Source organism: Chryseobacterium mucoviscidosis (genome assembly GCF_002177115.1).
In the GTDB taxonomy this organism is placed as follows: Bacteria; Bacteroidota; Bacteroidia; order Flavobacteriales; family Weeksellaceae; genus Chryseobacterium; species Chryseobacterium mucoviscidosis.
This window is the reverse complement of sequence record NZ_MVAG01000114.1, coordinates 48,598-63,972: the sequence shown is the minus strand read 5'-3', so window position 1 is coordinate 63,972 and position 15,375 is coordinate 48,598. Positions and strand designations below refer to the sequence as shown.

General features: G+C 36.8%; 16 protein-coding genes. 10 read left to right on the top strand and 6 right to left on the bottom strand.

Annotated features, from left to right (window positions below; genetic code table 11):
• Positions 1–2 precede the first annotated feature (2 nt).
• Together B0E34_RS09895 and B0E34_RS09890 are read left to right on the top strand one after the other, a co-directional pair.
• A complete protein-coding gene (locus B0E34_RS09895; protein ID WP_076396518.1) occupies positions 3–296 on the top strand; it encodes a DUF2752 domain-containing protein in 294 nt (97 codons plus the stop codon).
• Between the two features lie 17 nt (positions 297–313).
• Positions 314–646 carry a CCC motif membrane protein gene (locus tag B0E34_RS09890; protein WP_087709111.1) on the top strand — a complete coding sequence of 111 codons (333 nt, stop codon included), beginning with the start codon at positions 314–316 and terminating at the stop codon, positions 644–646.
• A gap of 71 nt (positions 647–717) precedes the next feature.
• Here B0E34_RS09890 and B0E34_RS09885 read toward each other — a convergent pair whose 3' ends face one another.
• Positions 718–2,253, bottom strand: a complete 1,536-nt coding sequence (locus B0E34_RS09885) for an endonuclease (protein ID WP_087709109.1) — start codon at positions 2,251–2,253, stop codon at positions 718–720.
• A gap of 220 nt (positions 2,254–2,473) precedes the next feature.
• Here B0E34_RS09885 and B0E34_RS09880 point away from each other — a divergent pair, with 220 nt between their 5' ends.
• Positions 2,474–2,788 carry a hypothetical protein gene (locus B0E34_RS09880; protein WP_123956598.1) on the top strand — a complete coding sequence of 105 codons (315 nt, stop codon included), beginning with the start codon at positions 2,474–2,476 and terminating at the stop codon, positions 2,786–2,788.
• A gap of 63 nt (positions 2,789–2,851) precedes the next feature.
• Here B0E34_RS09880 and B0E34_RS09875 read toward each other — a convergent pair whose 3' ends face one another.
• Together B0E34_RS09875 and B0E34_RS09870 are read right to left on the bottom strand one after the other, a co-directional pair.
• Positions 2,852–3,376: a DUF4136 domain-containing protein gene (locus tag B0E34_RS09875; protein ID WP_076396528.1), complete on the bottom strand. Its 525-nt coding sequence runs from the start codon at positions 3,374–3,376 to the stop codon at positions 2,852–2,854.
• 1 nt (position 3,377) lies between these two features.
• Entirely contained in the window at positions 3,378–3,560 is a 183-nt protein-coding gene (locus B0E34_RS09870; protein WP_029294953.1) for a C1orf53 family protein, read from the bottom strand.
• A 40-nt stretch (positions 3,561–3,600) separates the two neighbouring features.
• Between B0E34_RS09870 and B0E34_RS21580 the strand changes: the two genes are divergently transcribed.
• From B0E34_RS21580 to hemL, 4 genes are all read left to right on the top strand, one after another.
• Positions 3,601–3,927 (top strand): hypothetical protein, encoded by a 327-nt coding sequence (locus tag B0E34_RS21580; protein WP_076396530.1) that lies wholly within the window; start codon positions 3,601–3,603, stop codon positions 3,925–3,927.
• A gap of 231 nt (positions 3,928–4,158) precedes the next feature.
• Complete coding sequence (locus B0E34_RS09860; protein ID WP_087709106.1) at positions 4,159–5,067, top strand: 1-aminocyclopropane-1-carboxylate deaminase/D-cysteine desulfhydrase; 909 nt, start codon at positions 4,159–4,161, stop codon at positions 5,065–5,067.
• Positions 5,068–5,082: 15 nt separating this feature from the next.
• Positions 5,083–6,141, top strand: a complete 1,059-nt coding sequence (locus B0E34_RS09855) for a glucosaminidase domain-containing protein (RefSeq protein ID WP_087709104.1) — start codon at positions 5,083–5,085, stop codon at positions 6,139–6,141.
• 73 nt (positions 6,142–6,214) lie between these two features.
• The gene (gene hemL, locus B0E34_RS09850; protein WP_087709102.1) at positions 6,215–7,498 is read left to right on the top strand and encodes a glutamate-1-semialdehyde 2,1-aminomutase; all 1,284 of its coding nucleotides are present in this window, start codon (positions 6,215–6,217) and stop codon (positions 7,496–7,498) included.
• A gap of 103 nt (positions 7,499–7,601) precedes the next feature.
• Here hemL and B0E34_RS09845 read toward each other — a convergent pair whose 3' ends face one another.
• The 3 genes from B0E34_RS09845 to B0E34_RS09835 all read right to left on the bottom strand — a co-directional run bounded on the left by B0E34_RS09845 (position 7,602) and on the right by B0E34_RS09835 (position 12,670).
• Positions 7,602–8,765, bottom strand: coding sequence for a beta-helix domain-containing protein (locus B0E34_RS09845; RefSeq protein WP_228423048.1), 1,164 nt, complete (start codon positions 8,763–8,765; stop codon positions 7,602–7,604).
• 199 nt (positions 8,766–8,964) lie between these two features.
• Positions 8,965–10,176: a beta-helix domain-containing protein gene (locus B0E34_RS09840; protein WP_087709099.1), complete on the bottom strand. Its 1,212-nt coding sequence runs from the start codon at positions 10,174–10,176 to the stop codon at positions 8,965–8,967.
• Positions 10,177–10,201: 25 nt separating this feature from the next.
• Positions 10,202–12,670: a TonB-dependent receptor domain-containing protein gene (locus B0E34_RS09835; RefSeq protein ID WP_087709097.1), complete on the bottom strand. Its 2,469-nt coding sequence runs from the start codon at positions 12,668–12,670 to the stop codon at positions 10,202–10,204.
• Between the two features lie 187 nt (positions 12,671–12,857).
• Here B0E34_RS09835 and B0E34_RS09830 point away from each other — a divergent pair, with 187 nt between their 5' ends.
• The 3 genes from B0E34_RS09830 (at position 12,858) to B0E34_RS09820 (ending at position 15,344) form a co-directional block, all read left to right on the top strand.
• Complete coding sequence (locus B0E34_RS09830) at positions 12,858–13,535, top strand: response regulator transcription factor (protein ID WP_076396546.1); 678 nt, start codon at positions 12,858–12,860, stop codon at positions 13,533–13,535.
• A gap of 51 nt (positions 13,536–13,586) precedes the next feature.
• A complete protein-coding gene (locus tag B0E34_RS09825; protein ID WP_087709096.1) occupies positions 13,587–14,618 on the top strand; it encodes a sensor histidine kinase in 1,032 nt (343 codons plus the stop codon).
• A gap of 132 nt (positions 14,619–14,750) precedes the next feature.
• Positions 14,751–15,344 carry an IS1096 element passenger TnpR family protein gene (locus B0E34_RS09820; RefSeq protein ID WP_087709095.1) on the top strand — a complete coding sequence of 198 codons (594 nt, stop codon included), beginning with the start codon at positions 14,751–14,753 and terminating at the stop codon, positions 15,342–15,344.
• The last annotated feature ends 31 nt before the right edge of the window (positions 15,345–15,375 follow it).

The window sequence follows — 15,375 nt, the reverse complement described above, 5'->3', positions numbered from 1 at the left end:
CAATGAAAATAGAAGACTTTATGCTGCCTTGTCCCATCAAGAAATTCTTTGGAATCGATTGTTTTGGTTGCGGAACGCAGAGAGCTATTGTCATGGTTTTTGAAGGCAGGTTTGGCGAAGCATTTCATATGTTTCCTGCGGTCTACACTTTATTGCTTTTTTTCGGAACGGTTTTCCTCAATTTTGTAGACAGAAAACGGAATTACAGTAATATTTTGGTTTTTCTTGCCATCATCAATGCAGTTATTATGGTTACTTCTTATTTTTATAAACATTTATACTTACCTATACATTAATCAATTAAATTATAACTATGGAACAACAAAAATTACCTAACGCAACGGCGGTATTAATCTTAGGAATTGTATCAATTGTCGGATGTTGCTGTTACGGACTTCCGGGACTTATTGCAGGGATCATTGCATTGATACTGGCTAAAAAAGACGGAGAACTTTACAGAAAAAATCCGACGGCTTATTCAAACTACGGACAATTGAATGCCGGAAAAATAATGGCAATCATCGGAATTGTATTAAGTATTTTATATGTAGTTTACGTTGTTGTCATGATCTCTACCCTTGGATGGGACGCTATGAAAGACCCGCAACTGATGCAGGAGAGAATGAGAGATTTGATGGGACAGTAATTTCTTATTAATTTAAAAATAAAAGCCTTCTTTCAATTGAGAGAAGGCTTTGTTATTTCTTAAAGAAAAATTTATTTCACAATAAACTTCAATGAAGAAGCATCTAATTTTAAAATATAAATTCCCTGCTCCAGATTTTTAATTTTAATAGAATTTTTACTGTTTTTAAAAGGCTGATCGATTGTCTGCATTACTTTTCCGTGAAGATTGTAGATCTCCGCTTTCTTAATATTCTGCGTTTCACCTTTCACAAAAATTTCATTATTGGAAACAGGATTAGGCGAAACCTGTAATGTATTCTGATCTGAAATGGTTTCAGTAGAAAAACTTTGAACTTGCTTTGCCGTTCCCGAATAACAGGTCCAGCTTAGATCATCAATGGCAACTCTGTTGGTGGTAGAATTATTTTCTAAAGTTACCACCACATTCCCTGAAATATTAATATTGCTGATTGTAGTAGTTGCTGCACTGATGTTGTAAGGAATTGTTCCTACAGCCGTTCCGTTTACTTTAACGGTGAAGGTATCGTTAGAACCTGTAAATTTCAGTTGGGTAGTTACCGTTAATGAGCCAATTCCGTTGGCTGAACTGCTTGATGTTAATGCGCCGTCTCTTATCGTGATCGCTTTGTTGGAAATCGTCTGATCTGTTCTGGAATCTGTTGCCGTCCATGTAATACCATTATTTGTCCATGTTCTTGTTAAATAAGAAGCCGAACTTTCAGAAGGAATGGTCTCAAATGTTTCGTTACCGCAGCTTGACGAGCTTGGTGGAGTAGATGTACCTCCGGAACCAGAAGCGGAGCCCCAGATTTGGGTCACGTAGTTAGGATTATCGATAAAAGGATTTCTGTTTCCCTGATAAGTATAAGAAGCATTATTTCTGTTAATTTCCGCCTGAGAAACAGGATCCTGATTATGCCATGCCAATAAAACATTCAGTTCCCAGGTCTGCAAACCCGGAAAAGCAGAACTGCCCAACATATTTCCGGATGTAAACGTGGAGAGTTTGCTTTGGTATCTCGTAACAAAATAAAATACCATTCTTGCTACATCGCCTTTAAATTCATCAATAGGCTCGAACACTGTTCCCGAGAAACCGGAAGAAACAGAATTTCCAAGCTTAGAACCGTTTTTTGAAGTAAACGTTGCAGTTCCCACCTTTCCGAAAGGATAATTGGAACGCATTCCGTTTACTTTTCCGTCCGTAGCTCTGATAAAATGAATATCTGAAACCATAGGAGAAGCTTCATTAAAAAAGCTCTGAGGAATAATATGTTCGCGGTTATAACAATTTCCTTCCACCGAATACGTTCCGCACTGGTTGGTAACCGGTGTAAATTTGTAAGGATCTGTACCCACAGGTTTTTCCGAATAAATGTCCAGAATAGAACCGTCATTCTCATAATTCTTGTCGATGTCAGTGGTTTTGTACGCCGTCCAGAGTCCGTTGTAGCCTTTGTCCAGATGTCCATTCGTGATAATAGTGCTTAATACCGTTTTTAATGAAGCTCCGGAAAGTCCGTTAGTAGAGTTGTAGTATCCCGAAGGAGCCTGAGCATTTGCTAAAACACAAGCAAATACAACCATTAGTAAATGTTTTTTCATGTCAAGATTTTAGACTTTAAGATTACTATAAATTTATCAATAAAAAATTACGGAATTGTTAAATTTAATTATGCATAGAATTATATCTACTGTTAAATCTTTGCTTTTTGTTGAGAATGAACATGTTTTGAAGGTCTCTTTTATATTTTATGAATTAAAAAAAGATAATTTTCATCCTGTGCTTGGCAGATATTTTGTCTTATTCTGGAAAATCACCATTATGAATCACAAAATAAAAATCGCACTGGCATTAATTACCGGGGGAACATTGGTATATCTGAGCAGAAAAATGAAAAGTGCAAAAAATGAATCCAAAACATTTTTAGGAGAAGACGATAACAACTATCAGAAAAATGAAACCTATTTTACAGCAGACGGCAAAATGTACAAAAACGGAAAAGAAGTCCACCTCAAAACTCCTGAAATTTCAGAAAAATCTGTAAACCGGAATTTCCAGAATGATAGAATTCAGAAAAATTATGAAGTTCATCCCCAAAATGTGGGCTATCATCATAAAGGAACGAGACATCATTAATTCAATAAAAAAGTCAATGCAATTACTGCATTGACTTTCTTATATATTTGATTGATTTATATCTTATTTCATCGGAGGATAATTCTTCATGATTTCCGCCATAATTTCAGGAATTTGCTTTTGTTTCGCTTTAGGTCTGTCAACAGAAATTCCGCTTCCGATTCCCTGCCAAACCAGTTTATTGGTTTTAGCATCTACCAGATCCACAATAATTGCCCCTTCATTATAATTGCTCGTCCATGTTCTGTTCATGCCGATTCCCCATCCGAAAGGTCCGCCCCAACCCCATGCTCCGTAAGGTGAAGTCGTGGTAACGTCCGTTACTTTTTTATGGTTGGCTTTTACATTTACAATCAGATCAGGATTTTCTCCGGATTGAAGACCTTTGCTTTGAAGCTGTCTCGACAGTTCGTTCAAAACTCTGTCTTTATCAATATCATTCAGTTTTAAATCATCAATTCTTAATTTATAAGTTTTGTATGAATTAAAATTTGCCGTGTCCGCATAGTCAGAACGTACGTTGAAAGGACTGCAAGACGTTAAACCCAAAGTAGCCGAAGCCAACAGTAAGAAGATATATCGCTTCATTTTATTTATTTTTTTTATCGTTTTTAATAAATGTATCGGTCTTTTTATCGTATCCGTAAGGACAATGTCTACAGCCACTTTTACAGCAATGTCCTCTCTTCAGATGAAACTTTTCCGTAAAAACCTTATACCCCTGCTCGTTGTAGTAAAAGTCTTCACCTTCTTTGATGTCAAAAAGTGCCATAGGTTAAATCTCTAAGTCAAAAAACTTTATATTTGTTAGTATGATAATTATATGCCAAAAGCCTTTAAAAAAATTAAAAATCAACGGCATCGCTCTGTTCCCTTTTATCTTCATTAGGAATCCCGAAGATAAGAAAAATAAAATATTGATTAATCATGAAAAAATACATTTAAGACAACAGTTGGAAATGCTCATCATTTTCTTCTATATTTTTTATGTAATCGAATATTATTACTGGTTTTTTAAACTGAAGAACAGTTATCAGGCGTACAAAAGAATCTCCTTTGAAAGAGAAGCTTATTCCAACGAACATAATTTGAACTATCTAAGGAAAAGAAAATTCTGGAGTTTCAGAAAATACCTTTAAAATCAGGAAGGGTTAAAGGATAATAGTTGTGGGAGATTAGATTTCCGGTAATTCGGCATAAAATTCCCCTCCTCTGGAGGGGTGGCGAAAATTCGAAAGAATTTTTGACGGGGTGGTTAAATATGTAAAAATAAGATTAACCCATCCTTACCTTCAATGATAAACCTCACCTTTTCAAACCAAAATTAACCATCTAAAAAACACTATTTTTGTAAAATAGATTCAGCCTAAATGGTATTAAATATTCCATCCAAAAAAATCCCGATTCAGGAAATTCTCATTGATAAAAAGGTAAAACTTTTTATGAAAAGAGAAGATTTAATTCATCCTCAGATTTCAGGAAATAAATACTGGAAGCTTTTTTTTAATATTAATAATTATCTCTCCGGAAATCCTGAAAAACCTTACATCATTACTTTTGGAGGTGCATTTTCAAATCATATTTCTGCCGTTTCAGCGGTCGGAAATTTAACTGGTATTCCGACTTTGGGAATTATAAGAGGAGAGGAGCTGAAAGACAAATGGCGCGACAATCCGACTTTACTTTTTGCTAAAAGAAACGGGATGAATCTGCAGTTTGTAACGAGGGAAGAATATCGCCACAAAGAAAAACTGACTGAATTTTTACAAAAAGAATTCCCGGAAGCGCTCATCGTACCGGAAGGAGGAACCAATGAAGCCGCTGTAGAAGGCGTAAAAATGATGCTGAATGACGATACAAAAGATTTTGATTATCTTTGCACCGCAGTCGGTACAGGAGGAACGGTTGCCGGAATTTTAAAATTCAGTGAAGAAAATCAGAAAGTTATAGGTTTTAAAGCGGTTGACGACGATTCGCTGGAAAATAAAATCGTTGAACTAACTTCTAAGAAAAATTTTGATCTAATAGATTCAGGTTTTGGAGGTTATGGCAAAATAAAGGACGAAAATGTCCGTTTTATTAATGATTTTAAAGAGAAATACGGAATTCCGCTGGAGCCGGTCTATACAGGAAAGATGATGCAGAAAATTTTCGAATTAATAGATGAAGATTATTTTCCTGAGAACAGCAAAATTTTGTGCTTCCACACCGGCGGTTTGCAGGGGATTGAAGGAGCCAATTTGCTTTTAGAAAAACAGAACAGAAATCTAATTATATAATTTAAATTGAAAAACATGAAAAGACTTTTCACCATCGTAAGCCTTTTAGTTTTATCAAAATTCTCAGCTCAGACCTGGGCAACCGAAGATCAGTACATCCAGAAATTTGCAAAATATGCAGTGGAAGAAATGGAAAAATATAAAATTCCTGCTTCTATCACGCTTGCACAGGGACTTTTGGAAACAGGAGGCGGACAAAGCCGATTGGCTCTGGAAGGGAAAAACCATTTCGGGATTAAATGTAAGGAAGACTGGACCGGAAAAACAATGAAGCACACCGATGATGCTCCGAACGAATGTTTCCGGGTTTACGACGATCCGAGGCAGTCGTATGAAGATCATTCCATCTTTTTATCGACTAGGAAATATTACGCCAATCTTTTCAATTTAGATATGAAAGATTATAAAGCGTGGGCAACAGGTCTTAAAAAAGCAGGTTATGCAACAAATCCCCGCTACGCTTCCATATTAATCGGAAAAATTGAAAGGTATAAATTGTACGAATTCGACAATACCAATTCAAAAGAAGCTTTATACGCCGTTCTGAAACTGTATCCGGATCTGAAAGACGACAGAACTTTCATGGCTCAGCTTGAACCTGAAAAATATACCAAAAAGACGAAAACACCGGTAACGGTTGAAGTTCCTTACAAACAGACTTCTTACGCTCAGCAACAGAAAAGAGTGGAAAGAATTAAAACAAAAGCGGAAATTCTCAATACCATTCTAATAAAAAGTCATCCGAATGACGGATTAAAATACATCATCATTCCTGAAGATACCAACGTAGAATTCATTGCTAAAAAATTCAAGATCAGTGAAAGCAAACTCATGAAATGGAATGAACTCGAAAGTGATGTTCTGAAGAAAAATGAAATTGTTTTCCTTGAATCTAAAAATTCTGACGGAGTTACTGCAACCTACAAAGCCGAAGCGGGCGAAGATATGCATGATATCGCCCAGAAATTCGGAATTAAATTAAATAAATTATACGCCAAAAACAGAATGGATGAAGGGCAGAAACCTTCCGCCGGACAAGTAATTTATTTGATTGATAAAAAACCCAGAAACTAAAATTTGTTGATGGTTGATAGTTGTTGGTCGATTGTTAAACCCACAACTATCAACTTTCAGCCAACAACGACATATGAAATACCAAAGAAGTTCAGCTTTATTCGAAGAAGCTTACAAATACATTCCGGGAGGCGTAAATTCTCCGGTGAGAGCATTCAAATCTGTAGGAGGAGTGCCTGTTTTTATGAAATCTGCAAAAGGAGCCTATCTTACGGATGCGGATGATAATACCTACATCGATTACATCAATTCTTGGGGACCTTCTATTTTAGGACATACGCATCCCGAAGTTTTGGAAGAACTGAAAATTCAGGCTGAAAAAGGATTCTCTTTCGGAGCACCCACAGAACTGGAAACGGAAATCGCAAAATTCATTACAGAAAATGTTCCGAATGTAGATCAGATCAGAATGGTTTCTTCGGGTACGGAAGCTTGTATGAGCGCGATCAGATTGGCGAGAGGTTTTACAGGAAGAGATAAGTTTATAAAATTTGAAGGCTGCTATCACGGTCATTCAGATTCATTTCTTATAAAAGCGGGAAGTGGTGCAGCGACTTTCGGAAATCCGAATTCTCCGGGCGTAACGGCTGGAACGGCAAAAGATACTTTACTGGCAAGATACAATGATTTTGAGCAGGTTGAAGATCTTTTCAGACATAACCAAGGCGAAATTGCAGCGGTAATTATTGAGCCGGTTGCCGGAAATATGGGTTGTGTTTTGCCGGAAAATGAATTTCTTCAGAAATTAAGAACAATCTGCGACGAAAACGGAGCTTTATTAATTTTTGATGAGGTGATGACAGGTTTCAGATTAGCTTTTGGAGGAGCTCAGGAACTGTACAACGTAAAAGCAGATTTGGTAACATACGGAAAAGTGATCGGAGGCGGACTTCCGGTAGGCGCTTTTGCAGGAAGAAACGAAATTATGGATCATCTGGCTCCAAAAGGAGGCGTTTATCAGGCAGGAACTTTAAGCGGAAATCCTTTAGCCATGAGAGCCGGACTGAAAACTTTACAGTTGATAAAAAATGATCCGGAATTCTTCAACAGACTGGCAAAAACAACAGAAACCTTAGATTTTGAAATCGGCAAAATTTTAAACGAAAAAGGAATTGCCCACAAAATCAACAGAAAAGGATCTATGATGTCTGTATTCTTCCATATTAACAGGGTTTCTAATTTTGATGAAGCTCAGGAAGCCAATCATGCATTGTTCAATAATTTCTTCCATCAGATGCTGCAAAACGGAGTTTATCTTCCTCCAAGTGGTTATGAAACGTATTTCATCAGTGATGCGATTAAAGATAAAGAAATTGATATGACGCTGGAAGCAGTAAGAAAATTTGAATATTCTTAGTTGAAAAAATATTGAAGGAGTAGATTTATTTCTGTCCTTTATTGAAACAGCATCGGCTTCAGATTTATCTGAAGCCGATTGTTTTATGTTATACAATTAATTTTTACTGTAAAGAAGACCAACCGATTGCCCAAGCCGGATTTCCGAGCTTATTTCCTGCCCCGATTGCATCTGTTTTTTCGTTGTAGGTATTGCTTAAAAGCGTTACTGTAGAGCCGGAAGTGGAAGTCGCGGTTACTTTATTCGTAACGTTCGTATCAAAAAAGGCATCTTTAATTTTACTTTGTCCGTTAATATAGGTCACAGTCGGATCACTTTCAATAGAAAATCCGTTGGTCCAGTTAGAAACCACTACATTTTCAAAACTAGCATACGTTCCGGAATACAATCTGATGGCTTTGGATTCTCCCGAAGTTCCGCCCAAAAGCGTCACATTTTTAACAGTAGGGCTGGAAACTGGAGTTGCAGCAGGATTCGAAGCATTGTTAAGTCCTTTTATTGCGGCATTCCCAGATCCGTTTGTTTTTCTTTTAGTGAAAATATTGGTAGCGGTTCCGATCCATCCGTCTGTCCATACAAAGGCATCATCTTCGTTTCCGATGGAGACGATGTTGGAAAGATTTACCGTTCCTCCATACATCTGGATTCCGTCTTCTGCGCTATTAATCAGAGCAATATTTTCTACTTTCGTATCACTTCCTACCCCAAAAAGAGAAAGTCCGTTGAATTTTACATTGGTTGAAAAACTCACACCTGCATTTTCAATTTTTACATACGTTAAAGATCCGGAATTATCTGTTGCCGAAGTTCCTCCGTAAGCGGAATTTAAAATTTCAGAAGTATTGATTGTACCTGTATTTACAGGTGCTTTTCCGCAGATAACAACTCCGCCCCAACTTCCTGAAGTCTCTGTGGAAGATCTGAAGGAAACAGGTGAATTAATGGTTCCGTTCGCAAATAATTGTCCGCCCTGTTCCACCAAAACATAAGAAGCTGCACCCGCTGTTGCAACAATTCTCGTTCCTGCCGGAATCACAAGTTTTCCTCCGTTTTTCACGGTAACCGAACCGTTAAGGACATATACTTTTGTGGCGTCCAAAGTTACAACCTGTCCATTGGAAACCTCACCTTTAAAATTACTCGGATCTTTTGCAATTCCTACCACCGCAATAGTGGCTACATCTTCATTTTCCTTACTGCAGGAATAAACAACAAGCGATGTACTGATAATAAGAGCTGCTAAAATATGCTGAAAGCGGTTTTTCATAATGTTTTTAAATTTTACTTCTTCAAACAGATTATTTTGAGATCTTTATTTGAAAAGACCAAATTACCATTTTTCTTCTTATTTTCCCAATTGTATTTACAATGAATATAAAATTGTATCTATCCATGAAAACGGCATCGGAAAAATCTTTTCCGATGCCGTTTTTTGAATTAAATATGAAGAAACTAATTACTAACTATTAATTCATCGCGTCTGTCGTATCAAAGCTTGAAAGCCCTGTCCATCCTTTAGCCCAGTCTGGTAAAGCAGTACCGTTACCTGCACCTACTGCAGAATTGTTTTCCGTAAAGATCGAAGTGATGTCTACTGCTGTTCCCGCTGTATTTTTAGCTTTAGATTTTGTAGTAACATTTACAAATCTTAAGTTTTTGATATAAGAAGCACCCTGGAACCACGTTAAAGTTCTGTCAGTCTCGAAATCCAAACCTGTTGTAAAGTTGGCTAAAACGATGTTATCAAACTGACCGTTAGAACCTGCTCTTACTTTCATCCCTTGAGATTCTGATCCTGCAGTGTTTCCTAAGAAGGTAGCATTATTGATCGTCGGATTAGAAGCTCCGTTTCCGAAAGTTGTATTAGGATTTGTATCCTGAGTATCGGCTTCGATACCTCTGTTTCCTGGCTCAGCAGCAGTTTGGTATGCTTTCATTCTTGCTGCATAAAGATAATTTACAGTTCCTCTGTATCCTTCCGTCCAGTCGAAAGAATCATCTCCGACACCAGTTACCACAACGTGATCCAGATTTACATTTCCACCGAAACATTCAACACCATCATCTGCACCTGTTGTTACATACACGTAAGAAATTGTAGTTGCACTACCAACTCCGAAAAGAGAAAGACCGTTGAATTCTTTTTCAGGATTGTATTTGAAACCACTGTCTTTAATTACAAGATATTTAATGATACCAGAATTATCAGCAGTATTTGTTCCACCGTATGTTAAATCTCCCAATTCTGAAGTAGAAGTACCTGAAGAAGTTCTGTTGGTAGGAGCGTTACCTAAGATAACGATTCCTCCCCAATGCCCTTGTTTGTGGGTAGTACCTTCAAAAATTACAGGATTAGAAGAAGTTCCGTTCACGAAAATTTTCCCCCCCCTGTCTACGATAAGATAATTTGCACCTTCCGCTACCGTAATTCTTGTTCCGGCAGGAATAATAAGGCTTGCACCGCTTTCTACCATTAGCTTACCGGTGATTGTATATACTTTTGAAGGATCTAATGTTATAGTGGTTCCGGCAGCAATATTTCCTTTGAAATTGCTCGGGTCGATTGTCGAAATTGTGTCTGTTGTATCATCATCAGAGTTGCTGCACGAAACGGCAACGGATGAGAATGCCGCAGTTAACGAGAAGAAAAGAGCAGCTTTTAAGATTGTTTTTTTCATAACTTTTTATAGATTTTTATTTTTATTAAAATTTATATGATAGATTTAATCCTAACTGACGACCTTTCGTGTAGTCTTTGTGGATAAATGTTTTAGTGGTGTTTTCCTGTTCGATTTTAAAGTGAGGGTTCAGTAAGTTCTTTGCAGAAATTCCGATTCCGATTTTATTTAAGGTAAAGCTTAAGTTCATATCCAGAATTTCTCTCGGTACTTCATAAAAGTTTCCGATGAATCCTGTTCCTACAGAATAAAGGCTTTTACCGATATGAGAATAAGAAACTACAAAGTCTAAGCTGTTTACATTATTCCATTTATAGTTATATCCTACGTTTACGTTGGCAATAAAATCTGCAACTCCCTGAATTTTATCTTTCGGAGTATTGAATACGATTGTTTTACCTCCGTTATTTTTAGCAATTTCGTTTTCAGATTTAAATTCCTGCTCAGAGTGCATATAAGTTGCATTAAGGAAAGTGTACACTTTAGAATTATTCCAAGAATACAGGTCTTTTCTGAATTCAGCTTCTGCTCCTACAATATATCCCCAATCTGAAATGTTGAAATACGTCATGTCACTTGGTGCAGAACTCGCATAGCTTGTTCTTGCAATCGCGTTCTGGATATATTTTCCGAAAGCTGTTACAGAGATAAGCTCTCCCGATTTCGGAAACATTTCCCATTTAAGATCTAAATTGTAATTGTCCGAAGGATTCAGGAACTGGTTTCCGTAAGTATTTGTCGTTACATCATAATAAGCAATTGGAATGATTTCTTTTGCCTGTGGTAATGTGTATGATTTTGAGAAAGCCAATCTTAAATTCTGCTTGTCATTAACGCTGTATTTAGCATTTAAAGCAGGTAAGAATTTATTGTATTGCTTATTCTTTTTACCGTCCTGTGCAATTGGATCCAACCATTTCATCTGCATATCGATATAATCGAAACGACCACCAACCTGAACGATGAATTTATCTGAAAGCGTGATGTCCACATTCGCTAATCCGGACTGGATATTCTGTTTTGCAGTATAATAAAAAGGATTAAACAATTTATCAATCGGCTGGAAAGTAATGTAAGAGAATAAAGAGTTGTTTGCTGCATTAATATATCCGTCGATATTGTTAGGATCTACTGGTACCACATTGCTGAAGTTCATACCGATGGTTGTATTTTCAAACCTTCTGTCTTTATACTGTCCGTCGTATCCTAATGTTACTTTGAATTTTTCAAAAGTCTTGGTAAGATAAGCATGTCCTAAAACCGTGTTATCTTTCAGCTCATCAAAATATCTGTGGTTGTTGATCGCGCTTCCTGCAATAAGCTGAGAGTTTGTGGCATCGATCGTATTCTGAAGACGGTCTGGTCTTTTGCTGTTAAGCATATTATAACCTAAAGCCCAGTCCGCAGACCATGTTTCACCCAGTTTGTGAGTTCCCAATAACTGATTTACCCAGGTTGTGGTAATTTTATTATCCCCTCTGTTGATGATTACATTTCTGTCTACATCATAAGAATATCCCTGATAAATCTTAGCCGACTGATCGGAAGAGTGAATGTAGTTGGATGTAAAACTGATTCTGTGATTCGAGTTGATTTTATATCCTACATTAACTAAAGCAGTAGTATTTGTCTTATAATTAAAACGTTCTACATTCGTATAGTTTTTACTTGGCGTGTTATCGAAGAAATAATACCCTTCCTGTCCTTGGCTGTATTCGTAAGAATTTTCAAATCCTGCGTAACCAAATAATGAAAGCTTACCGAAAGTTGCCCCACCTTCAATATTCATATCTGTATTAAAAGGATTTCTGGCATTCTTGAAATTCCAGTTTGTCTGGAAAGGATATTTCTGATAAGGATTTCCTTTGGTGAAAGTAGTTTCTTTGTATCCGAAGAATCCCGGTGCTCCGTCCTGTACTTTAAAGTCTTTTTTATCAAATGTCTGAAGATTGATGCTGCTTCCTAATCCTACCTTAAAATAAGGCTTTCCGGTGTGCTCCTTAGAAACAATGTTTACATTCGCTCCGCCGAAATCACCAAGCATTTTAGGATTATACACCTTATCTAAAGAAATATATTCAATCATTGAAGTTTTGAAGATCTCAAGATTGATGTTTTTGTATTCCGGATCGTCCGATGGAATTGGTAATCCGTTTAACGTTGTACTGTTGTATCTGTCACCAAGACCTCTTACGAAGATCTGTCCGCTTCCTTCCTGCTTAGTCGTTCCGGTAGCTTTCGTTACAGCCGTTGCAGCATCTCCTACACCTTGCTTGGCAAGCTGTACAGAACCCACACGCTCTATAACTTCTACAGATTTTTTTTGTAAATTGATAAGGTTGGCTTCAGTTCCTTTTTTAGTAGATCCTTTAATGACTACACCTTCGATTTTCTTTTCTTTCTTTACGGTGTCGTTTTTGGTCTCTTGAGCGTAAAGTACAGTTCCCGATGTTGTTAAAAACAAAACTGCGATACTCAGTTTTCTAAAATTCATTTCTTTTTTACTATATTCTTTCGGTGCAAAGGAATAAAGAATTGATGGGGTAAATGGTTTAGGGAAATTTAATTTTTTCTTAACTAAACATTAAGAAAAGAATATAATTGTTAACTTTATGTGAACGATACCCGTTTTGTTAAACAGTGATTAAAATATTATTAACTTTGACTCGTAAAAATTAAAAATGAACCAAAAGAAAATCCTCTTAATCGACGACGAACTGGATATTTTAGAGATTCTGTCTTACAACTTGGAAAAAGAAGGCTACGACATTTATACAGCCACTAATGGAAATGAAGGTATCGACAAAGCAAAGGAAATTGTTCCGGATCTGATTTTATTGGATGTCATGATGCCTGAAAAAGACGGTATCGAAACCTGTCAGGAACTTAGAAAAATTAAAGAACTGCAAAAAACGTTAATTGTTTTTCTTTCTGCAAGAAGCGAAGAATTTTCACAATTGGCCGGTTTTCAGGCAGGTGCAAACGACTACATTGTTAAATTAATCAAACCGAAAATTCTGATCTCTAAAGTAAACGCTTTATTGCAGCTAACTTCTCAGGTATCTGATAATTCTAAATTAATCGAAATCGGAGATTTAATTATTGATAAAGACAACTTCAGGGTTTCTAAAAACGGACAGCAGTTTCTGCTTCCCAAAAAAGAATTCGATCTTTTGTACTTATTGGCTTCCAACACAGAAAAAGTTTTCAAAAGAGAAGAAATTCTGGAAAAAGTCTGGGGAAATGACGTGATCGTGGGAGAAAGAACCATCGACGTCCACATCAGAAGACTGAGAGAAAAACTGGGAATCAACACGATTCAGACATTAAAAGGAATTGGGTATAAACTTATTGTTTAATACTCAATTTCAATTTCTTACCTTTACATCAACCATTAAAATTTTGTAAAATTGAAATTTTACAGACTTACCCTCGTCGCCTCTTGTCTTCTGACATTGGTGATGTTTCTTTTAGTAATCATTTTCGATTCACTAAAGGATATCTATTACAGTACACCATTTTTTAAAATAGGACTGATTATTTGTCTTGTCCTGATTTTTATCATCAATTATATCGTATTGGAACTATTGTTCAATTATTATGGTAAAAAGCAGGTTCGTGGTCTTTCACAGCTTTTGCCGCAGGAAATTGTTCATGATGATGATGAAAATATCACCATTAAAGAACTCGGAGAAAGATTCTCAGATCTCAATCAGAGAAAAGTTACCGAACTTGATATGATGAAAGAAATGGAAAGTTACCGTAAAGAATACATCGGAAACGTTTCCCACGAACTGAAAACTCCTCTTTTTTCCATTCAGGGATATGTAGAAACGCTGCGCGACGGCGGAGTGGATAATCTTACGATTCGGGATAAATATCTGGAAAGAATAGATAAATCGGTGGAACGTTTAATTGCCATTGTAACGGATCTTGATATGATCAACAGGCTTGAAGCCGGCGAAATTAATCTTACAGTCTCAAGATTTGACGTTAATCTGTTAATCAAAGAAATTTTTGATCTTCTTGACCTCGAAGCAGAAAAACACAATGCAAGTATGCAGATCCAGACTCTGCAGCCGCAGATTTTTGTGGAAGCAGACAAGCAGAAGATCTCACAGGTCTTTATTAATTTAATTTCAAACGCCATTCATTATGCCAACAGACAGGAAGCGAAAGTAGTGGTGAAAACCAGCGTCCTTAAAAATAAAGTTTTAATCGAAGTTATAGACAACGGGATGGGCATCAAATCCGAAAGTCTGCCAAGAATTTTTGAAAGATTTTACCGTGTGGAAACCAGCAGAAGCAGAAGGGAAGGAGGTTCCGGGCTTGGTCTTGCCATTGTAAAGCATATCCTTGAAGCGCACAACGAAAACATCACCGTGGAAAGCGTTTATCTGGAAGGTACGAAATTCAGTTTCATGCTGGAAAAAAGTAAATAATTTTTGCAAAATGTATGAAAAAAAAATATTTTAAAAAATGATGAAATATTTTTTTGTCACATCTCATTTATTTTATATTTGCAACAGAGATTTATCATAATAACAACGGCAAAAAAAGTAATTTAAAAACTGATGGTTTATAAAATCCGCGTAATATTAGATGCAAAAGAAGATATTTTCCGGGATATCGAAGTAAAAGGGAAACAGACGCTTTGGAACTTACATTTAGGCATTAAGAGTGCATTCAGCTTGCAGGGAGACGAGCTTTCCACTTTTAATCTGCTTGAAGAAGACGGAACAATTGTAAAAAGCGTTCCGCTAGAAGATATGAGTGACGATGGCGACGGAGAAATTATGTCGGATGTGTACATCGATGAGGCATTCGAAAATGCAGGAGATAAAGCTCAGTTCCAGTACGGACTTCTTGACCTTTGGGAATTTTTCTGTGAATTGGTTGAAGTTATCGACGAAACAAAAGGCGTTAATTACCCGATCACGGTTTACAGATTTGGAAACGTTCCTTTGAAAGCGCCTAGCAAAAACGGAAGTGGAGGATCCAAAAAGAAATCGGCAATGCCATTAATGGATGATGATTTCGGGTTCGATGACTTTGGAGCTACCGGAAACTTTGCAGACGAAGATGATGATGCTTTTGATGATGATGAGGAAGAAGACTACAACGACGATGCTTTCGATGATGAGGACGACAACGATGATGAAAGATAACCGGAAGGATTTCTAAAAATATACAGCCCTG